Below are 20871 nucleotides of genomic sequence, written 5' to 3' on the forward strand. Positions count from 1 at the left end.
ACCCACTCTCATGAATGCATTTAGTTATTTGCAGCGTCTGGGTAAAGCCCTGATGTTGCCCATCGCCACGCTGCCTGTGGCGGCGATCTTATTACGTCTCGGTCAGCCCGATGTTTTTAATATTCCCTTTATTGCCAGTGCGGGGGGCGGTATTTTCGACAGCTTACCGCTACTTTTTGCCCTTGGCATCGCCATTGGTCTGGCTAAAGACAACGCGGGCGCGGCCGCCCTTGCCGGTGCCGTCGGCTTCCTGGTGCTGACCAAAGCCACGGCGGTCATTAACGCATCCATTAACATGTCCTTTTTCGCAGGGATTATTGCTGGCGTGGTCGCAGGCCACTGCTATAACCGCTTCTCGAATACCAAACTGCCGGACTTCCTCGCCTTCTTTGCGGGCAAGCGGCTGGTCCCGATCGTGACCGGGCTTATCTGCCTGTTCATCGCCTGGGTGTGCGGCTACGTCTGGCCTTCCGTGCAGCACGGGATTGATACCTTCAGCCTGCTCGTTTCCCACAGCGGCGAACCGGGCTGGTTTATCTATGGGGTGCTCAACCGCGCGTTGATTCCGTTTGGCCTGCACTACATTCTGCACTCCGTCTTCTGGTTTAGCCTCGGCGACTGTCTGAAGGTCACCTATGACGCCGCAAGTGCGGTACATAACATCTGTCTCGCACCGGATGTGGTGAAAGGTCTGGTGGTCGGCGGTGCCGTACCGGGCATCGAGGGGTCCTCTGTCACCCAGATTGCCACCGACCTGACCCGTGGCGACCTTAACCGCTTCTTCGCAGGTGACCCGCATGCCGGCGTTTACATGGCCTGGGCATACCCGATCTTTATGGGCGGTCTGCCGGGGGCTGCGCTGGCGATGTATTTTGCCGCGCCGAAAGCCCGCCGTTCAGCCGTAGGCGGGATGCTGCTCTCTGTTGCGCTGACGGCCTTCCTGACCGGCATCACCGAACCGATTGAGTTCTCCTTCCTGTTCCTCGCACCGGCCCTGTATGCCCTGCATGCAGTCCTTGCGGGTGTCAGCATGGTGATCGCCAACAGCCTCGGCGTGCTGCACGGCTTTGGTTTCTCAGCCGGGTTGATCGACTTTGTGCTTAACTGGGGACTTGCCACGAAGCCGTGGATCTTAATCCCGCTGATTGTGCTGTTCTTCGCGATCTATTTTGTCGTGTTCACCTTCGCGATCCGCGTCTTTAAGCTGAAAACGCCGGGACGCGAGGAGGAGGACACCATCACGGGTGGGTCTGACGATCAAAGCGAGGCCATTGCCCGGTACATCGTGGCGTTGGGCGGTAAAGAAAACCTGAAGAGTGTCGACGCCTGCATTACCCGCTTGCGCCTGACGCTGGTGGATAACAGCGTGCTGGATGAACCTGCGCTGAAAGCGCTGGGTGCCAAAGGTATTCTGAAAATGGGTACTCAGAATGCGCAGGTCATACTCGGCCCTCAGGCTGAAAGCATTGCCCTGAAGATTCGGGCACAGACAGAAGCCTGACGCTGAGCGTTCCTGTTCCCTCTCCACACAGGAGAGGGAATAAAACCGGAACACTTCATCTATCCAGACCTTATTTATTCCGCAAAACACCCTACACTCTCAACATCCCCTATCGTCACCGGAACGTCGCTATGCGCCAGCTTCAGAAAATCCGTCAGTATCAACGGCTTTATCAGCATTACGGTGCTGCGCCAAAGCCGACCACCATCGCGGAAGTGGCGGAGGTGGCAGTGTGCAGCGAACGCCACGCGCGCACCCTGCTGCGCCAGCTGGCGCAGAGCGGCTGGCTAAGCTGGAACGCCCAGCCGGGACGCGGGCATCGGGCCATCCTGCATTGCCTGGCGACCACCAGCGAACTGAGCGCGCCACTGATGCACGCCTGTCTGGAGAAAGGGGATTACCAGAGCGCGCTGCAGCTGGCAGACGGTGATCCGGCCAGCCTGCATCACATCATCACCCCGTTTTTAGGCGGTAAATGGTTAAAACATCAGCCGACGCTGCGCATACCCTGGTACCGCGCCCTCACGTCGCTTGATCCGTCTCTTCAGCGCCGCCGTGCCGAACAGCATATTATCTGCGCGGTTCACGCGGGGCTGACGCGCTACGCGCCCGGCCACCCGCAGCCGGTAGCGGATTTAGCCCATCACTGGGAAATTGATGATGACAAACTGCGCTGGCGCTTCTACCTGCGCAGCGGCGCGCACTGGCATAACGGGCAGGCCATCAGTGATGAAGATATTCTCAGCGCGCTGCACCAGCTGCTGGCCGACCCGGCCCGCAGCGCAGGGCTCGCACACGTTACTCAGGTATCGCTTGTCGCCCCCTGGTGTCTGGAGATCGCACTCACCGCACCCGATGCCATGCTGGCCCATCGTCTGGCGCATCACGCCTGTCGCCTGCCGCATCCGCAACAGCCGGGTATTGGCGCTGGTCCCTTTGCTATCGCCCATCATCATTCGCACTACCTGCGCCTTGAGCGCCAGCCGTGGTACTTTGCGGCGCACCCGCTGCTGCATGCGATCGAGTTCTGGCGAACCCGCAGCGAGACGGAAAAAACCGCCTGGATAACCGTAGGGAAAGGCGAAAATGCCCGGGGGTCCGTTACCTCCATCAGCAGTGGCTTTGCCTGGCTGATGCTCAACGTCGGGTTGCCGCAGCCGCTGGCGGCCTGGCTGCGTCAGGAAATTCAGCAGATTAATCAGCAGAACATCCACCGGGATGATGTCGACACCCGCACGGAAATTCTTCCCGGCATCACGACCCCCGTATTTCCGGAAGCGTCCGACGTGACGCTTCCCGCCACCCTGTCGCTGGTTTGCTATCACACGCCTGAGCTGTGCGAGCTTGCCAGTATGCTGCAAACACGCCTGAAAAAGCGCGGCTGCGAGCTGATCATCCACAGGAAAGATCGTGAGGCGTGGCATGTCCCCGACGCGCTGACGCAGGCGGATATCTTACTGGGGGATTATCTGGCGGGCGAAATACCGGTCTTTGCGCTGGCAGAGTGGTTTACTGAAGAGCCAGCCTGGGCCACCGCCCTGGGGCAGGGTCCGTGGCAAAAAGCGAAGCAGACCCTGATGCGCTATTGCGAAAGCGAGGAGAGCCTGCAAACAGCGCTGCCGTCTTTCTTCCAGTCCTTACTTGAAAGCGGCGCCTGCACGCCGCTGTTCCACTACCGCTATCGTCTTAATACCCTGGAAAACGTGCAGGACATTGTGCTGACCGCCAGCGGCTGGCTCGATTTTACCCGCGCCTGGCTGCCGCCAGCTCAGGAACGTACCACCAGCGCGTCGTAGCCGCGCCAGCGGTAGTTGACCATCGAGATCAGCCAGCAGGCGACAAACAGCCCGACGACCACAAACCCGGCGTTGCCCAGGTTGTCGTTCACCGCGCCAATCACATCCCAGACGCCGCCGCTGAGGGCAAATTTGTCCATCAGCAGACCCAACGCTTCCAGCCCGCCGATAAACAGCGCCACCACCACGGAGGTGCCGGTGATGGTCATGTTGTAGTAAAGCTTGCGCTGTGGCTTGTTAAACGCCCAGCCGTAGGCCCCCACCATCAGCAAATTGTCGAGAGTATCCACCAGCGCCATGCCGCTGGCGAAGAGCGCCGGGAAGACCATGATGGACCACACCGACATGCCGTTTGAGGCGCTGGCGGCAGAAATACCCAGCACGCCAATCTCGGTAGCGGTATCAAACCCCAGGCCAAACAGAAAACCGACCAGGTACATCTGCCAGCTTTTGTTGACCAGGCGGAACGTCGCGCCGAACAGCCAGTTCATCACCCCGCCCTGCGCCGGAAGCGCAATCTCCCCCTGCACGGGCTTGCCGTTTTTCAGCGCCTGGAAACTGCGCCACACGCCGCGCAGGATCACCATATTCACCAGCGCCATTGCCAGCAGGAAGGTCGCCGACACCGCCGTGCCAATCAGGCTGCCGGTCTCGTGAAACCACGCCATATTCTTCTGAAACGCCGTGGCGGTCGCGGCAATGGCAATGGAGGCCAGCACCACAATGGTAGAGTGCCCCAGCGAGAACCAGGCCCCGACGCCGGACGGGCGTTTTCCCTGCTGCATCATCTTACGCGTCACGGTATCGATGGCCGCAATGTGGTCGGCATCCACCGCATGACGCAGTCCGTAGCACCAGGCCAGCAGGCTTGCCGCCATCAGCGCCGTGCTGTCGCTGAAGGTGTGCCATGCCCATCCCCAGGCCAGCAGGTTTGCCATTACCAGAGCCAGCAGCAGAAGCGCGGCGCGAGGTTCATTGCGTAAGAGTCGTAACATTTTAAATCCTTTGTGAACATGACCGGGCAGCGGCGACCACCGCCTGCCCGAAGGAGATCGCTCCGTCACCTGCGGGCAGGCGCGAAGGAAAAAGAAGCGTAAAGTCAGAAAGATAATGACGCAGACGCGCGCGCAGCAGACGGTTATGCAACACGCCGCCGCTGAAACACACCGTGGTCAGCGACAAGCGTCGGGCATGAAACGCGGCGAGCTCCGCCAGCCCTTTTGCCAGCGCGTCGTGAAACGCCCAGGCGCGCACGCTGGGTTCCGCCTGCCACGCCAGCCATTGCTGCCAGAAGAGGGAAAGATTATCCACCGACAGCGTGACCGGATGCACAGCGCCTTCGCACTGCGACGCCAGGGCTTCGAGCCGACAGGCGGCTTCCCCTTCCCAGGATTGGGTTTCGATACCCAGTGCGCAGGCGATGGCGTCAAACAGGCGACCGCACGACGACGCCCGCGGCGCATTGATGCCGCGCTGGATAGCCTTTGCCAGCAGCGGCCAGTTCTGGCGTTGTACCGCACGCGTTTCCGGGTAGTGCTGCCAGTCAGGGACAAACGCCAGACAGTGGGCGAGGAGATTTCGCCACGGCTGCCGGGCCGCGAGATCGCCACCCGGTAGCGCCACGGCCGGCAGCCCCCCCAGACGTTCGCAGGTAAGATAGTTCACCCGCAGGCACTCTCCGCCCCACAGCTCACCGTTTTCACCCATGCCGATCCCGTCCAGCGTCAGGGCGATAGCGTCTCCGCCATCGAGCGGCCAGCCGTTTTCGGCCAGGCACGCCGCCGCGTGGGCGTGATGGTGATGCACATTTTCAAGAGGCAATGCCTGCGCTTGCGCCCACTGGCGAGCGCGGTATCCCGGATGGGCATCGCACACGACGCGCTCCGGCTGAAAGGCGTAAATGCCCTGCATCACCGACAGCGCTGAACGCCATTGCGCTTCCACACCGTCGTCACTGAGATCGCCAAAATGCTGACTCAGCACCGCCTGGTTTCCGCGCACCAGGCAGAAGGTGTTTTTCATATCCGCCCCGGTGCATATCATGGCGGGAATATTTTCGAACCCGGCAGGTAACGTGATGGCATCCGGCACAAAACCACGCGCGCGGCGCAGCATCACACCGTCCCGATCCATCACTGAATCGTCCATCCGTTGCAGGATGTCACGGTTATGCAGCAGGAAGCCGTCCGCGATGTCGCTGAGCTCATCCAGTGCCTGCTGGTTGGTGAGGGCAGGCGGTCTGCCGCTGAGATTGCCGGAGGTCATCACCAGCGGGCGCTGGCAGTCCATCATCAGAAGATGCTGCAGCGGGTTCGCAGGAAGCATGATGCCCACGGTGTCCAGACCCGGCGCGATACCTTCCGGGAAGGCGGGCAGCCATGCTGTTGGCGTGAGCACGATGGGTGCGGCGGGTGAACATAACAACGTCTGAACCGACTCAGGTAACCCATCCGCGTTTAGGATCATCACTGCCAGCGGTTTTGCTGGCCGCTGTTTGCGTGCCCGCAGCCTCGCCACCGCCCGCGGGTTGAGTGCATCACAGGCGAGGTGAAAGCCCCCCAGACCTTTGATGGCGACAATACCGCCGCTTTTCAGCATCTGCACCGCCGCGCGCAGCGCAGCCTCGCGGACAGCAGTAACGTCCCCTGCCCGCCACTCAAGCGCGGGACCACAGTCCGGGCAGGCGACCGGCTGGGCGTGAAAACGTCGGTCCGCGGGATGGCGATACTCCGCCTCACACGGCGGGCAGAGCGGGAATGGCGCCATTGCCGTGGCCGGACGGTCATAGGGCATGGCGCGAATAATGGTGAAACGCGGGCCGCAGTGGGTACAGTTGATAAACGGGTAGCGGTAACGGCGCTCGTGCGGATCGTTCATCTCCGCCAGACAGGCGGGACACGTGGCAGCATCCGGTACAATCTGGGTGTCCATCGTCCCACCCGCGCTGTGGCGGATGGTGAATGCCTCCGGCACATGCGTCCAGGTGAAGGGCTGCGTGTCGATACTGTCGATGCGTGCCAGCGGCGGGCAGTCCTGGCGCAGCCTCGCGGTGAAATGCCCCCCATTACCCGCGAGGCGCACCAGCACGCCCTCTCCGTCGTTGCAGACATCGCCGGTCAACTGCAGCGCCTGCGCAAGCTGCCAGACGAAGGGACGAAACCCCACGCCCTGCACCTTGCCACGCACCCGCAGCTGGATGCCGTTACCGCTCATAACGACTCAGAACAACAGCGATGACGACGTGTCGAACGCCGCGCGACGGCGCTTCTCGGCGCTCATCTGCTCAAGCTTATCGCGATCCACGCAGACCAGCGCGTGGGTCGGGCAGGCTTCCATACAGGCCGGGCCGGCTTCGCGGTGGTAGCAGAGGTCACATTTATTGGCTTCGGCTTTCTCCGCCCGCACGTTCAGTCCCATGCCGCTGTTACGCACGACCGGACGAACCACCACTTCCATCGCGCCATACGGGCAGGCAACCACGCAGGTTTTGCAGCCAATACAGCGCTCCTGCATCACATGCACAAACCCTTTTTCACGCGCGATCGCCCCGTTCGGGCAGACGTTGGCGCACGGAGCATCTTCGCACTGACGGCAGATAGCGGCGGTGGAAATATTCACGGCTTTAATGACGTGGATGCGCGGTAAAAACGTCTCAGGGGTGAGCGACGCGCAATCCTGATCCGCCTGATGGGAAACCACGCACGCCACTTCGCAGGTACGGCAACCAATACACTTACTGGCATCGGCCATAATAAAACGGTTCATCTGCTTCTCCAGCATTACAGTTATGCGCGGAGATATTCATAAACCGTGCCAATTATTAACGCTTTGATTTATCGCAATTTTATAATCGACACCGGGGCTGTCATCGTCATTTGTGACGATGACAGCTGTCGACATCAGCGGTGCGGGCCGTCAATAACCGAGTCACGCAGGACCAGCTCACCGGAGAAGGTTTGCTGATATTTAAACTCACCGCCGTCGAGCATGAAGATCAGGCGGCTGATGGTCTCTTTGATCATCTCCGTCACCGGTATGCGCACGCTGGAGAGCGACGGCACGATGTAAGGGGCTATCGCCACATCGTCGAAACCGATCACCGACACCGCCCCCGGTGTCGCAACGCCGCTGTCGTGCAGCTGCTTCATGGCACCGATTGCCATATCGTCATTACTCGCCACCAGCGCGGTAAAGCGTTCACCGCGCGCAAGCAGTTCGGCCACCGCCGCCGCGCCGCTGGCCGGGTTCCACTTCCCCTGCGCAATCAGCCCTTCGCGCAGCGGAATGCCGTGCTGCGCCAGGGCGTCCTTGTAGCCTGAGAGACGCTCAACCCCGGTGGGGGAATCCAGCGAGCCGGTGATAAACGCAATCTCCCGGTGCCCTTTCGCAATCAGCTGCGCCACCGCATCCTGGCTCGAGGCTTTATGATCGGACCAGACGCAGTGGCTGCTGTTTTTCCGCAGGCGGCGGTTGAGCACCATAATGGGCTGCTCGCACTTCTCGACGATCTCATCCATCTCTTCCACACTCAGGAAACGCGGATAGATAATCACCGCGTCGCAGCGCATATCGAGCAGGTACTGGATCGCTTCGCGCTCCTCATCAGCGCTGTGCTTGCCGTCGGCGAGGATCAGCTGCCGCCCTTTTTCTTCCGTCATGCGCGCGGCGTGAAACAGCAGTTCGCTGAAGTAGACGCCGTGATACAAGGTGTTGGTCACCACCAGCCCCAGCGTCTGGGTACGTTTGGTCGCCAGGTTGCGCGCCAGTAAATTCGGGCGATAGCCGCTCTCTTCAATGGCCTGAAACACCCGGTCTTTGGTCTCCTGGCTGACGTAGCCATTTCCCGACAGCACCCGGGACACCGTGGCCTTCGAAACGCCTGCCCGCTTCGCCACTTCAAGCATCGTGGTCATGTTGTTATTCCGTCTGAATCTGATGGACCGCAGTGTACTGCACTGCGGAAAAATTGTCGCAGCGGCAAAATCACGCTTTCAGCACTTCATTGCGATCTGCATCACGAAACGAAAATATGGTCAAAAAGCGATCTTGTTTCATCCATAAAAACTCATGATGATTATGTGGAACCGGTTTCCTACATTTCTCACAACGATAACAGGATCTCATCCGATGGCCAAAAATTACGCAGCGCTGGCGAACGACGTGGTCAGCGCGCTGGGCGGCAAAGAGAACATCGTCGCCCTCACCCACTGCATGACGCGTCTGCGCTTCGTTCTGAAAGACGAAAGCCTTATCGACGCGGCGCGCCTGAAAAGCATCAGCGGCGTGCTCGGCGTCGTGCGCAACGACAACCAGTGCCAGGTGATCATTGGCAATACCGTCTCTCAGGCGTATCGCGAGGTGGTGAGCCTGCTGCCGACTGACCTGCAGCCCGAGGAGCCGGAAGGGCCGCAGAAGTTGACGTTGCGCCGCATTGGCGCCGGGATCCTCGACGCGCTGATCGGCACCATGTCCCCACTGATCCCGGCGATCATCGGCGGTTCGATGGTTAAACTGCTGGCGATGATCCTTGAGATGACCGGCGTGCTGCCAAAAGGCGCACCGACGCTCACCATTTTGACCGTCATCGGCGACGGCGCGTTCTTCTTCCTGCCGCTGATGGTGGCGGCCTCGGCAGCGGTGAAATTCAAGACCAACATGTCGCTGGCGATTGCCATTGCCGGTGTGCTGGTCCACCCGAGCTTTATCGAGCTGATGGCGAAAGCCGCGCAGGGTGAACACGTTGAGTTCGCCTTTATTCCGGTGACCGCGGTGAAATACACCTACACCGTTATTCCGGCGCTGGTGATGACCTGGTGCCTGTCGTACATCGAACGCTGGGTGGATCGCATCACCCCGGCGGTGACGAAAAACTTCCTGAAGCCGATGCTGATCGTGCTGATTGCCGCCCCGCTCGCCATCGTGCTGATTGGTCCGCTGGGGATCTGGATCGGTAGCGCCATCTCCGCGCTGGTATATACCATTCACGGCTACCTGGGCTGGCTCTCCGTGGCGATCATGGGCGCATTGTGGCCGCTGCTGGTAATGACCGGGATGCACCGCGTGTTTACCCCGACCATCATCCAGACCATTGCCGAAACGGGCAAAGAAGGGATGGTCATGCCGTCAGAGATCGGCGCCAACCTGTCGCTCGGTGGTTCTTCGCTGGCAGTGGCGTGGAAAACTAAAAACCCGGAACTGCGCCAGACGGCGCTGGCGGCGGCAGCCTCTGCCATTATGGCGGGGATCTCTGAACCGGCCCTGTACGGCGTCGCTATCCGTCTGAAACGCCCGCTGATTGCCAGCCTGATAAGCGGCTTTATCTGCGGCGCGGTGGCCGGTATCGCCGGGCTTGCCAGCCACTCAATGGCCGCGCCGGGGCTGTTTACCAGCGTGCAGTTCTTTGACCCGGCAAACCCGATGACCATCGTCTGGGTGTTTGGCGTGATGGGTCTGGCAGTGGTGCTGTCGTTTGTTCTGACCCTGCTTTTAGGGTTTGAGGATATCCCGGTCGAAGACGACGCCGAAAAAGCGCGTGCCCTGCAGAGCGCACCGGTACCGAACAACGCAGCAAAAGCATAAATTGAAAGCGAGGTAAGAATGTCTGTTTTTCCACAAGGATTTTTATGGGGCGGCGCGCTTGCCGCCAACCAGAGTGAAGGGGCTTACCGTGAAGGCGGCAAGGGACTGACCACGGTCGATATGATCCCCCACGGCGCGAATCGCCTGGCGGTAAAGCTCGGTAAGGAAAAGCGTTTTTCGCTGCGTGACGACGAGTTCTACCCGAGCCACGAGGCGATTGATTTTTACCATCGCTATAAAGAAGACATCGCCCTGATGGCGGAGATGGGCTTTACGGTGTTCCGCACCTCGATTGCCTGGAGCCGCCTCTACCCGAACGGCGACGAACCACTGCCCAATAAAGAGGGCATTGCCTTCTACCGCGCAGTGTTTGAAGAGTGCAAAAAGTACAACATCGAGCCGCTGGTGACCCTCTGCCACTTCGACGTGCCGATGCACCTGGTAACGGAGTACGGATCCTGGCGCAACCGCAAGATGGTGGATTTCTTCGCCCGCTACGCCCGCACCTGCTTTGAAGAGTTTAACGGGCTGGTGAAATACTGGCTGACCTTCAACGAAATCAACATCATGCTGCACAGCCCGTTCTCCGGTGCGGGGCTGGTGTTTGAAGAAGGTGAAAACGAAGACCAGGTGAAATACCAGGCCGCGCACCACGAGCTGGTGGCAAGCGCGCTGGCGACCAAAATCGCCCATGAGGTGAACCCGGAAAACCAGGTCGGCTGCATGCTGGCGGGTGGGAACTTCTACCCTTACTCCTGCAAGCCGGAAGACGTATGGATGGCGCTGGAGAAAGACCGCGAGAACCTGTTCTTTATCGACGTGCAGGCGCGCGGCCGCTATCCGGCCTACTCTGCCCGCGTGTTCCGCGAAAAAGGGGTGGTGATTGTTAAAGATCCGGGCGATGACGAACTGCTGAAAAACACCGTCGATTTTGTCTCGTTCAGCTATTACGCCTCGCGCTGCGCGTCGGCAGACATGAACGCGGGCAACACCAGCGCGGCGAACATCGTGAAATCCCTGCGCAACCCGCACATTGAGGTGAGCGAATGGGGCTGGGGCATCGACCCGCTCGGCCTGCGCATCACCATGAACATGATGTACGACCGCTATCAGAAGCCGCTGTTCCTGGTGGAAAACGGCCTCGGAGCGAAAGACGTCATTGATGAAAACGGCGAGATTAACGACGACTACCGCATCAGCTATCTGCGCGAGCATATCCGCGCGATGGGCGACGCGATTGAGGACGGCGTGCCGCTGATGGGTTACACCACCTGGGGCTGCATTGACCTGGTGTCGGCCTCAACGGGGGAGATGAGCAAGCGCTACGGGTTTGTCTACGTCGACCGTGACGATGCCGGCAACGGCACGCTGGACAGAAAGCGCAAGAAATCGTTCTGGTGGTATAAGAAGGTGATTGCGAGTAACGGGGCGGATCTGGCGTAGCATGTTTTGCCGGGTGGCGGCTTCGCCTTACCGGGCCTACAAAACCGTAGGCCCGGTAAGCGTAGCGCCACCGGGCGCTGTTCAGAGCAGGGAAAATCCTCCGTCCCCCACCCACCCGGCAAGCCGTGAATACACCACGCTCACCGCCTCTTTCACTGGCGGCGTCATCGGGTAATAAAACCCGACAATGTCCGGCTGAATGCCCAGAAACAGCACCTCCCCCACGTCGTCCTTGATCTGATCCACCAGGTAATTCAGCGGCATATTGTGGGTGGTCATCATAAACATCTCTGCGATATCGTCCGGGTCAATCAGGCGGATCTCGCCGGGATTGAGCCCCATATCGGTGGCATCGACGATTAACAGTCTCTCCGGGCGCAGCTCGCGAATGGCGACCACGTCGTTTTCCGGCGCGCTGCCGCCGTCTATCACCACCCAGTTGCCCTGCGGGTTCGCGGCGCACATCTCCGCCAGCAGCGGGCCCGCGCCGTCGTCGCCCATCATGCTGTTGCCGACACACAGTAAAACGTCAGTCACGTAATCTCCTCACCATCAGGTAGATGGCGCTCTCCTGATGAATATCATGCAGCATGCCGAGCAGCGTTTTGCTCCATGCCTGCTGCACGGGGGTTTGCCTGCCCAGCGCCGCGTCAAAGGCGTTGGCGAGCATCGCAATGTGGTTGGCGTCGATGACGATCTCACCGTACTTCGGCACGCCTTCCATTTTGCGCCGCGCCGGACTGCCCTCCTCCAGCGTGGCAATCCACGCCAGATAGTCAGACCACGGGCAGCTCAGCGCCGCTTCCAGGCAGTCAATCACCCCGAGGTGATGCCCAATCGCCAGGCTGTAATAGACCACCTGCTGCGCCGCATCCGGCGTGGCATCGTTCTCATCAATAAACTTACGGCTCAGCTGACTGAACACCACCGTTTCACTCATCGGATACGCGCCTCATCCACTACGCTGTTCAGGTTCGCCACAATCTCATTAAGACGCGGATCGTTTTCCGCCTCCAGCCAGCGTGTGACCTGATGCTCGCCCTGGCTCAGCAGGCGCAGATAATCGTCGGCAATCTGGCGGCCATAGCGATAGCCCGCCAGCCTGCGCGCCGTGCGGTCGACCTTCACCCGCAGCGGCTGCACCATGTCCGGGTGCAGAATGGCCGCAGGCTGGTTGTCGATCTCGCCCGGCTCGCGGGCGTGGATTTTCTGCTCCAGCAGGCCAAGCGCCATCGCAAAGCCATACAGCGTTGCGGCAGGCGTCGGCGGGCAGCCCGGAATGTAGACATCCACCGGCACGATTTTGTCGGTACCGCCCCACACACAGTAGAGGTCATGGAAGATACCGCCGCTGTTGCCGCAGGCCCCGTACGAGATGCAGATTTTCGGATCCGGCGCGGACTGCCAGGCCCGCAGCGCCGGCGAGCGCATGGCGCGGGTCACCGCCCCGGTAAACAGCAGGATGTCCGCATGACGCGGAGAAGGCACCACTTTGATGCCGAAACGCTCGGCGTCAAACAGCGGTGACAGGGTGGCGAAGATCTCAATCTCGCAGCCGTTGCAGCCGCCGCAGTCCACGCGGTAGACGTAGGCCGAGCGTTTGATTTTTTTCAGCAGCGACGCCTTCATCAGGCCGATAGATTCGTCCACCGTCATTGGCACCGGGATGCCGTTCGCGTCGCGCGGGCCGAGTAAATTGTCCATCAGCTGGCCTCTCTCATATGGCGGGTAATATCAATGCGGTCGGACGGCAGCAGGCATTTCTGCCGCTTACAATCCGGACAGGTTTCAAAACTTTCCCGATGGTGTTCCGCGCGGGCGTCACCGTTGTGCTGCAGCAGTGCAATCGCGTAGTCGATCTCTTTTTGCACGGCGAACGGACGCCTGCAGACGCGGCAGTGGCACAGGTCAAAGCGCGACTGCTGGAGGAAATCTTCTTTCTTCCATACCGCCAGCTCGTATTCCTGCGACAAACGAATGGCGACCGTCGGGCAGACCTCTTCGCAGCGGCCGCAAAAGATGCAGCGCCCGAGGTTAAACTGCCAGGCCAGCTCGCCGGTTTTAAGATCCGTTTCCACCGTTAAGGCATTCGATGGACAGGCGTTGACGCAGGCCGCGCAGCCGATGCACTGCTGCGGGTTATGCTCCGGCTTGCCGCGATAGTTTTTATCGACCGGCATCGCCTCCAGCGGATAGCGGCTGGTTTGCACACCGGTTTTGATCACTTTTTTGATAAAGGTAAACATGGCGAGTCCTTATTTCAGCGGCGAGTTCTTACGCTCGATGCTGTAGCGCTCAAGCTCTTTGTACGGCACCACCTGGCTTTTCTTCTTGCGCACGTCCACCACGGTCATGCGGTCGGTGCAGGAGTAGCATGGATCGAGACTGCCGATGATCAGCGGTGCATCAGAAACGGTGTTGCCGCGCAGCATGTAGCGCAGGGTTGGCCAGTTAGCATAGGTGGCCGCACGACAGCGCCAGCGGTAGAGCTTCTGGTTGTCGCCGGTCATGCTCCAGTGGATGTCATCCCCGCGCGGCGCTTCGGCAAAGCCCAACGCGAAGCGGTTCGGAATATAGTTGAACCCCTCCACCATCAGCGGGCCGCCCGGCAGGTTATCGAGCCCAAAGTCAATCATATTCAGCGCGGTAAACACCTCGTTGATACGCACCTTCAGGCGGGAGATGACATCGCAGCCCTGCTCGCTGTGCACGGTCATCGGCAGCAGACCGTAGCCGACGAACGGGTGATCGGCGCGGGTATCGCGGGCGTGGCCGCTGGCGCGCACCATCGGGCCGACGTTGCTAAAATCGCGGGCAATTTCCGGGTCAAGACGGCCGATTCCCACGGTGCGCTGTTCGATATTGGGCGTGCTGAGCAGCATATCCACCAGCTCCTGCACGTCCCGGCGCATCTGCTGCGCCAGCTGACGGGTCTGGATCATGTCGTTTTTGAGCAGGTCACGGCGGATCCCCCCGATCAGGTTCAGGCCGTAGGTTTTACGCGCCCCGGTAAGGATCTCCGCCATCTTCATCGACGCTTCACGCACGCGGAAGAACTGCATAAACCCGGAGTCAAAGCCGACGAAGTGGCAGGCCAGGCCGAGGTTCAGCAGGTGGGAGTGCAGGCGTTCCACCTCCAGCAGAATGGCGCGGATCATCTGCGCGCGCTCCGGCACCACAATCCCCATGCCGTTCTCCACCGAAGTGGTGTAGGCGGTACTGTGGGCGAAGCCGCAGATGCCGCACACGCGGTCAGAAAGAAACGTGACTTCGTTGTAGCCCATGCGGGTTTCCGCCAGCTTTTCCATACCGCGATGGACGTAGAACAGGCGGTAGTCGGCGTCGATAATGTTTTCGCCGTCAACGAACAGGCGGAAGTGGCCCGGCTCATCGGAGGTGACGTGCAGCGGGCCGATCGGCACCACGTTGTTCTTCTTGCTGCCCAGCTCGTTGATAAATTCGTAGGTTTCGCTGTCGGTGGTCGGCGCCGGGCGCTGACGGTAGTCCATGCTGTCTTTGCGCAGGGGATAAAGTTCATCCGGCCAGTCGTCCGGCAGCACCAGGCGGCGCTCATCCGGCAGGCCGACCGGCACCAGGCCGTACATGTCGCGCACTTCGCGCTCGCCCCAGACGGCGGCAGGTACGCGCGGGGTGACGGACGGGTATTCCGGTTTATTTGGATCGACTTCCACGCGCACGGTGAGCCAGCACTTCTCCCCCTGCTCCATCGACATCACGTAGTACACAGCGTAATTGCCGCACAGCTGACGCTCGTCGTTACCGAACAGCACCGACAGCCAGCCGCCCTGCTGGTAGTAGAGAAACTCCACCACTTCCGGCAGAGAGTTCACTTTTACGGTGATGGTTATCTGGTCTTTGGTTTGCCAGGACTCCTCCAGCACCACGCCGGGGAAAGCCTGATGCAACGCGGCGAGATACTGCTGACCTTTCTTTTCTTCAGACATAAAAACTCTCTTTAATCACGCCACCAGCAAGGAGACGAACGCTAAAAATGCAAAACCAAAACCGGCCCAGGTGATGCGCGACGTTTCCACAAAACGCAGGCGCGCCATGCTGTTTTCAAACAGGGCAATCACCAGCACGCCGACCAGCAGCTTGAGGGCGGCCACCACCACGGCCAGTACCAGACTGCCCGCGGAGAAGTGCGTCATCTGCCCCCACGGGAAGAAGACGCCGACAAACATCTGCAGCACCACCAGCTGTTTGAGGCTGATGCCCCACTTCAGCACCGCGAAGCCGTAGCCGCTGTATTCCGTGAGCGGCCCTTCCTGCAGTTCCTGCTCCGCTTCGGCCAGATCGAACGGCAGCTTGCCCATCTCGATAAACGTGGCGAACGCGCAGGCGCAGAGCGCCAGCACCAGCGGAATGGAGCGGGCAAGCGGCCAGTGGTAAACGGTGTGGGTGATAAAGCTGATATGGGTTGAACCTGCGACCTGCGCGGCGACCCACAGCCCCAGCAGCAGGATCGGCTCAACCAGCACGCCCAGCATCGCCTCGCGGCTGGCACCGATGCCGGTAAATGGGCTCCCGGTGTCGAGACCCGCAATCGCGAAGAAGAAGCGGGCGATGGCGAAGAGGTAGATCAGCGTAATCAGATCCCCGAGCGCAGGCAGGGGCGAGCCCACTGTCACCACTGGCAGCGCGGTGGCGATGGTCAGCATCACGCCCACCATCACAAACGGCGTCAGGCGGAAGACCCAGCCTGCGGCATCCGGGGCGACGCTCTGACGCGAGAGCAGTTTGAAGAGATCGCGGTACTCCTGAAGCACGCCAGGCCCGCGACGGTTGTGCATCCGGGCGCGCGCCACGCGGCTCACCCCGGAAAGCAGCGGCGCAGCGGCGAACAGCACCAGCGCCTGAAGAATTGCCAGTAACAGACTCATGTCAGGCTCCTCGTGAAATCACAATCACCACCAGCACCGCCAGCTCGATGACCGCCAGACGGCGGAACAGCACAGGCGCGGCGGCACTCTCCCAACCCGGCACCCACGCCACCGGGTTCAGCCAGTGGCGCAGCTTCAGCACGGCGGCGAAGTTCTCTTTCACCGGCATGGCGAAACCGTGAGCGGTAATCACCATCGACTGTTCGTGTTCATAGCCGCAGGCCCACGCTGTCCCACGCGAGCGGGAGACCAGTCGGTCGCGTTTGAAGAACAGCATCAGGATGAGCGGCAGCAGCGGTGTGCCAATCAGCAGCAGCGCGACCATTGGCTGGGAAACGGTGGTATTCGCCACGGTCAGTGGCAGCGGAATGGCATTACCCAGCAGCGGCAGCAGCCACGGCGCGGCCACGCCGCCCGCGATGCAGCACAGTGCCAGCGCAACCACGCTTGTCCCCATCAGTACCGGTGCGCAGCAGGCGTTTTCCGCCTCACGCGTACGCGGCGCGCCGAGGAAGGTGACGCCGTAAACTTTCGCCATGCACATCACTGCCAGCGCCCCGGTAATCGCCAGCCCGACCGCCAGCAGCGGCCCCAGCAGACGGGCGATAAACGCCTCGCTCTGGCCGAGCGCGAAGAAGGACTGGTAGATCACCCACTCCCCGGCAAAGCCGTTCAGCGGCGGCAGCGCGGCCATCGCCATCAGCCCGACCAGCATGGTGAGAGATATCACCGGCATTTTTTTGCCAATGCCACCGAGCTTTTCGATGTCGCGATGACCGGTGCGGAACCAGACGCTTCCCGCCCCCAGGAACAGGGTGCTTTTGAACAGGCTATGGTTGACGAGGTGATACAGACCGCCGATAAACCCGGCGGCAATCAGCGCCGGTTGATTGAGCGCCAGACCGGTCACGCCCGCGCCAAGACCGAGCAGGATGATGCCGATATTTTCAAGGGTGTGATACGCCAGAAGACGCTGAATATTGTGCTCCATCAGCGCGTACAGCCCACCGACAAAGGCGGTAACCATACCGGCGAGAAGCAACACCACGCCCCACCACAGCGGCGGCTGGCCGCCGGTCAGGGTGATCGTCAGAATGCCGAACAGCCCGACTTTCATCACGACCGTGGAAAAGAGCGCAGCGGCGGGCGCTGAGGCATTCGCGTGCGCCTGCGGCACCCAGCCGTGCAGCGGGATGATCCCGGCCAGCAGGCCAAAGCCCACCACGCTCAGCAGCCAGACGTCGCTGCCCAGCGGCTGACCGTTAAGCGCCGCGAAGTCCAGCGTGCCGAAGCGGTGCCACACCCGCCAGCAGGCCAGCGCCAGCAGCAGCGTCCCGAGGCGTCCCAGCGCAAACCACAGTTTGCCGGAGGTACTGCACCCCGTCAGGAAGACGCCGCAGAGCGCCATGATCTCCGCCATCACCACCAGCGCGCCGAGGTTGCTGGCGGTAACGGTGCAGACCGCCGTCGCCATCAGCAGATTAATCAGCAGGCCGTTGGCCCTGGTGTTTTGATGGCGGTGCCAGTCGATATTGAACAGGCTGATAAACAGCCCGCACAGGCCAAACGTCACCAGCCAGATGGCGTTCAGCGGCGTGATCGCAACGGTGTGACGGATGAGCGGCATGAGCGTGTCCACGGTGTGTCCGTCGAGCAGAACCATCCCGCCTGCCGCCAGCGTCATCAGGCTGCCGACCGCCCCGCCAATCCCGGCGACCCAGCCGCTCAGGGTTTTATGGAATGACAGAAGCCACGCCAGAACCGCGGTGGCCGCAAAGTACGCTACCGCGCTGGTCATCATCATCGCCGCGTTCATTTCGCCCCCTCGTTAAGCGTCTGTAGCAGAGAAAGGTCGCCAACATCGCTGTTGATGGTCAGCTCGCGTTTACGCTTGCGGGTACGGGCGATGTCGCGAATGTTAACCAGAATCAACGCGTTGGTTGGACAGGTGCGCACGCAGGCCGGGCCTTGTTCATCAAAGCTGCACAGGTCGCACTTCACCGCAACGGCGCGGATGCCGGGCACCCAGTCCAGCAGCGTGCTGACGCGTGCCGGAGCAGGCGGCGCGGGCGGGGCTTTTGGCGAGTTGGCATTCGCCGGAATATGCAGCGGGCGGCTGCCGGAAAATTCAATGGCGCCGAACGGGCAGGCAATGCCGCACAGCTTGCAGCTTACGCACAGGCTTTCGTTCAACTGGACAGCGCCGTCCACGCGGGTGATGGCATTTACGGGACAGACACCCGCACAAGGGGCATCTTCACAGTGATGGCAGAGCTGCGGGGCAGACTCTTTTTCATTACGCATGACGTGCAGGCGCGGCATGGACTGCAGCCCATGCAGGCGATGCGTTTCCGAACACGCCGCCTCACAGGTTCGACAGCCAATACAGACCGTCGAGTCAGCAATTACAAAACGGTTCACCGGGTCATCCTCTGGTGATAGTCATTTTTGACGAAAAACTGTCTTGTCGACACTTTTCGACACTCAGGGGTCAGGCCACGTTCGCTGAGGCATTTCCGTCCATCAGCTGCTTCAGGTTGACCGGGAGATCGTGTTCAACGGCGGCGTACAGGCTGTTATAAACCGGGGCGATTTTTTCCAGATAGTGCTCCAGCACCTGCTGGCGATCGCGGTTGCTGACGTGGCCGTCCACCATGCCGTCGGCCATCAGCTGTGCTTTCGCAATACACTGTTTTTCGCCGTCTTTTGTCTCAAGGTGGTACTCAATGGTGTGGCTGTTGAAGTTATCCGCCAGGGTGACATTGATGATGAAATGGCCGAAGAGGACAAAGCGCATGTCCCCCTGCGCCGCACAGCTCATCGCATGGTGAAGACGCGCTTTCGAGAGGGTGATGCCCTGAACCAGAGAGTTGCAGTAAAGATGCCACTGGTCCTGTAACTGCTGATGACGCTGCGCGATGTAATCTGCTTTTTCGCTGATTTCCCAAATAGTCATAAAAGGTATCCGTTTAATGGAGATAGCGGCTGTTAAGCAGATTCCATGCCAGTTTTTATCCAGCTGATTTTTAATAGTTTTAATTAAAAACTGGCTGTCAACTTTGCGGTGTCGACGTGTCATTTCGACAGCGTTGACATCGACATGTCTTAACAAAAATCAAGATGGCATTGTTATTGCATTCAATGGCGCAATTCATTGAGGAGGCGTCATGCACGAAATCACCCTCTGCCAGCGGGCTCTGGAACTTATCGAACAGCAGGCTGTGCAAAACCACGCAAAACGCGTCACCGGCGTCTGGCTGAAGGTCGGGGCGTTTTCCTGCGTCGAGACCAGCGCCCTGACCTTCTGTTTTGAAATGGTGTGCCGCGGCACGCTGGCGGAAGGCTGCGAACTGCATATTGAAGAGCAGCAGGCGGAGTGCTGGTGCGAGCAGTGTCAGCAGTACGTCACCCTGCTGTCGTCGAAGGTACAGCGCTGTCCGCAGTGTCAGAGCACCTTTCTTCGCATCGTGGCGGATGACGGCATGCAGATCCAACGCCTCGAAATCGAGAAGGAGTAAAGTATGTGTAGTACCTGCGGTTGCGCCGAAGGCAACCTGTATATAGAAGGGGATGAACATCATCCCCACTCCGCGTTTCGCTCCGCGCCCTTTGCACCTGCCCCACGCTCTTCTGCGGCATTGACCGGGATCGCTTTCGCCCCGCAACGATCCGATGCGGGCGATCTTCACTACGGCCACGGCGAAGCGGGTACCCACGCGCCGGGCATCAGCCAGCGTCAGATGCTGGAGGTGGAAATCAACGTCCTGGACAAGAATAACCAGATCGCCAACCGTAACCGTGCCCGCTTCGCCGCCCGCAGACAGCTGGTGCTGAACCTGGTCTCCAGCCCCGGCTCCGGCAAAACCACGCTGCTCACGGAAACGCTCAACCGCCTGAACGGGCGCGTCTCCTGTGCGGTGATTGAAGGCGATCAGCAAACCGTTAACGATGCGGCGCGCATTCGCGAAACCGGCACCCCGGCGATCCAGGTGAATACCGGCAAAGGCTGCCATCTCGATGCGCAGATGATCGCCGACGCCGCCCCGCGCCTGCCGCTTGAAGATAACGGCATCCTGTTTATTGAAAACGTCGGTAACCTTGTCTGCCCGGCGAGCTTCGACCTGGGCGAACGGCACAAAGTCGCGGTGCTTTCGGTGACCGAAGGCGAAGACAAGCCGCTGAAGTACCCGCATATGTTTGCCGCCGCCTCCATCATGCTGCTCAACAAAGTCGACCTGCTGCCGTACCTGAACTTCGACGTGGATAAATGCCTGTCCTGGGCCCGCGAGGTGAACCCGGATATTGAGATCCTGCTGGTCTCCGCTACCCGCGGCGACGGCATGGACAGCTGGCTACACTGGCTGGAGAACGAACGATGTGCATAGGCGTACCGGGACAGATTCATACCATTGATGGTAATCAGGCCAAAGTTGAGGTTTGCGGCATCCTGCGCGACGTCGACCTGACGCTGGTGGGCAGCAGCGATGAAACCGGCGTCTCGCGTCTCGGCCAGTGGGTGCTGGTCCACGTGGGGTTCGCCATGAGCGTGATTAACGAAACGGAAGCCCGCGACACGCTGGATGCGCTGCAGAACATGTTCGACGTGGAGCCGGACGTGGGCGCGCTGCTGTATGGCGAGGAGCGATAA

20 protein-coding genes are annotated in these 20871 nt (G+C 60.4%); 7 read left to right on the top strand and 13 right to left on the bottom strand.

The window, feature by feature from the left end:
• Positions 1-10 precede the first annotated feature (10 nt).
• Both nagE and C5687_RS15745 read left to right on the top strand, forming a co-directional pair.
• Entirely contained in the window at positions 11-1501 is a 1491-nt protein-coding gene (gene nagE, locus C5687_RS15740) for an N-acetylglucosamine-specific PTS transporter subunit IIBC (RefSeq protein ID WP_104557309.1), read from the top strand.
• A 131-nt stretch (positions 1502-1632) separates the two neighbouring features.
• Positions 1633-3297, top strand: coding sequence for an SgrR family transcriptional regulator (locus tag C5687_RS15745; RefSeq protein WP_104557310.1), 1665 nt, complete (start codon positions 1633-1635; stop codon positions 3295-3297).
• Here C5687_RS15745 and C5687_RS15750 read toward each other — a convergent pair.
• The 4 genes from C5687_RS15750 to C5687_RS15765 form a co-directional block, all read right to left on the bottom strand.
• On the bottom strand, positions 3270-4292 hold the full coding sequence (locus C5687_RS15750; protein ID WP_104557311.1) for a HoxN/HupN/NixA family nickel/cobalt transporter: 1023 nt from the start codon (positions 4290-4292) through the stop codon (positions 3270-3272). The two genes, C5687_RS15745 and C5687_RS15750, sit on opposite strands and share 28 nt — an antisense overlap.
• 1 nt (position 4293) lies before the next feature.
• Positions 4294-6510 (bottom strand): carbamoyltransferase HypF, encoded by a 2217-nt coding sequence (gene hypF, locus C5687_RS15755; protein WP_104557312.1) that lies wholly within the window; start codon positions 6508-6510, stop codon positions 4294-4296.
• Between the two features lie 6 nt (positions 6511-6516).
• Positions 6517-7062 carry an electron transport protein HydN gene (gene hydN / locus C5687_RS15760; protein WP_104557313.1) on the bottom strand — a complete coding sequence of 182 codons (546 nt, stop codon included), beginning with the start codon at positions 7060-7062 and terminating at the stop codon, positions 6517-6519.
• 134 nt (positions 7063-7196) lie between these two features.
• Entirely contained in the window at positions 7197-8210 is a 1014-nt protein-coding gene (locus C5687_RS15765) for a LacI family DNA-binding transcriptional regulator (RefSeq protein WP_104557314.1), read from the bottom strand.
• Positions 8211-8424: 214 nt separating this feature from the next.
• On the opposite strand from C5687_RS15765, the gene ascF reads away from it, so the two are divergent.
• Positions 8425-9876 carry a PTS cellobiose/arbutin/salicin transporter subunit IIBC gene (gene ascF / locus C5687_RS15770; RefSeq protein WP_104557315.1) on the top strand — a complete coding sequence of 484 codons (1452 nt, stop codon included), beginning with the start codon at positions 8425-8427 and terminating at the stop codon, positions 9874-9876.
• An 18-nt stretch (positions 9877-9894) separates the two neighbouring features.
• Positions 9895-11319, top strand: coding sequence for a 6-phospho-beta-glucosidase (locus tag C5687_RS15775; protein WP_047959333.1), 1425 nt, complete (start codon positions 9895-9897; stop codon positions 11317-11319).
• Between the two features lie 81 nt (positions 11320-11400).
• On the opposite strand, the gene hycI is transcribed toward C5687_RS15775, so the two are convergent.
• The 9 genes from hycI to hycA all read right to left on the bottom strand — a co-directional run bounded on the left by hycI (position 11401) and on the right by hycA (position 19179).
• On the bottom strand, positions 11401-11856 hold the full coding sequence (hycI, locus tag C5687_RS15780; RefSeq protein WP_104557316.1) for a hydrogenase maturation peptidase HycI: 456 nt from the start codon (positions 11854-11856) through the stop codon (positions 11401-11403).
• Positions 11849-12259 (bottom strand): formate hydrogenlyase maturation HycH family protein, encoded by a 411-nt coding sequence (locus tag C5687_RS15785; RefSeq protein ID WP_104557317.1) that lies wholly within the window; start codon positions 12257-12259, stop codon positions 11849-11851. Before C5687_RS15785 ends, hycI begins: the two co-directional genes overlap by 8 nt.
• A complete protein-coding gene (locus tag C5687_RS15790; protein ID WP_104557318.1) occupies positions 12256-13023 on the bottom strand; it encodes an NADH-quinone oxidoreductase subunit B family protein in 768 nt (255 codons plus the stop codon). The genes C5687_RS15785 and C5687_RS15790 overlap by 4 nt, the downstream gene beginning before the upstream one ends.
• Positions 13023-13565, bottom strand: a complete 543-nt coding sequence (locus C5687_RS15795; RefSeq protein WP_104557319.1) for a formate hydrogenlyase complex iron-sulfur subunit — start codon at positions 13563-13565, stop codon at positions 13023-13025. The genes C5687_RS15790 and C5687_RS15795 overlap by 1 nt, the downstream gene beginning before the upstream one ends.
• A 9-nt stretch (positions 13566-13574) precedes the next feature.
• Complete coding sequence (locus tag C5687_RS15800; RefSeq protein WP_104557320.1) at positions 13575-15284, bottom strand: hydrogenase large subunit; 1710 nt, start codon at positions 15282-15284, stop codon at positions 13575-13577.
• Between the two features lie 15 nt (positions 15285-15299).
• Positions 15300-16223 (bottom strand): respiratory chain complex I subunit 1 family protein, encoded by a 924-nt coding sequence (locus C5687_RS15805; protein WP_095452119.1) that lies wholly within the window; start codon positions 16221-16223, stop codon positions 15300-15302.
• Position 16224: 1 nt separating this feature from the next.
• Entirely contained in the window at positions 16225-18039 is a 1815-nt protein-coding gene (hycC, locus tag C5687_RS15810; protein ID WP_104557321.1) for a formate hydrogenlyase subunit 3, read from the bottom strand.
• The gene (locus C5687_RS15815) at positions 18036-18644 is read right to left on the bottom strand and encodes a 4Fe-4S dicluster domain-containing protein (protein ID WP_094918878.1); all 609 of its coding nucleotides are present in this window, start codon (positions 18642-18644) and stop codon (positions 18036-18038) included. The genes hycC and C5687_RS15815 overlap by 4 nt, the downstream gene beginning before the upstream one ends.
• A gap of 70 nt (positions 18645-18714) precedes the next feature.
• On the bottom strand, positions 18715-19179 hold the full coding sequence (gene hycA / locus C5687_RS15820) for a formate hydrogenlyase regulator HycA (RefSeq protein ID WP_025757092.1): 465 nt from the start codon (positions 19177-19179) through the stop codon (positions 18715-18717).
• A gap of 211 nt (positions 19180-19390) precedes the next feature.
• On the opposite strand from hycA, the gene hypA reads away from it, so the two are divergent.
• Genes hypA through C5687_RS15835 form a run of 3 tightly spaced genes read left to right on the top strand, consistent with a single transcriptional unit; the run spans position 19391 to position 20871 of the window.
• On the top strand, positions 19391-19741 hold the full coding sequence (gene hypA / locus C5687_RS15825; RefSeq protein WP_104557322.1) for a hydrogenase maturation nickel metallochaperone HypA: 351 nt from the start codon (positions 19391-19393) through the stop codon (positions 19739-19741).
• Between the two features lie 3 nt (positions 19742-19744).
• Positions 19745-20608, top strand: a complete 864-nt coding sequence (hypB, locus tag C5687_RS15830; protein ID WP_104557323.1) for a hydrogenase nickel incorporation protein HypB — start codon at positions 19745-19747, stop codon at positions 20606-20608.
• Positions 20599-20871, top strand: a complete 273-nt coding sequence (locus tag C5687_RS15835; RefSeq protein ID WP_104557324.1) for a HypC/HybG/HupF family hydrogenase formation chaperone — start codon at positions 20599-20601, stop codon at positions 20869-20871. Before hypB ends, C5687_RS15835 begins: the two co-directional genes overlap by 10 nt.

Source organism: Enterobacter sichuanensis, from assembly GCF_002939185.1.
GTDB classification, from domain to species: domain Bacteria; phylum Pseudomonadota; class Gammaproteobacteria; order Enterobacterales; family Enterobacteriaceae; genus Enterobacter; species Enterobacter sichuanensis.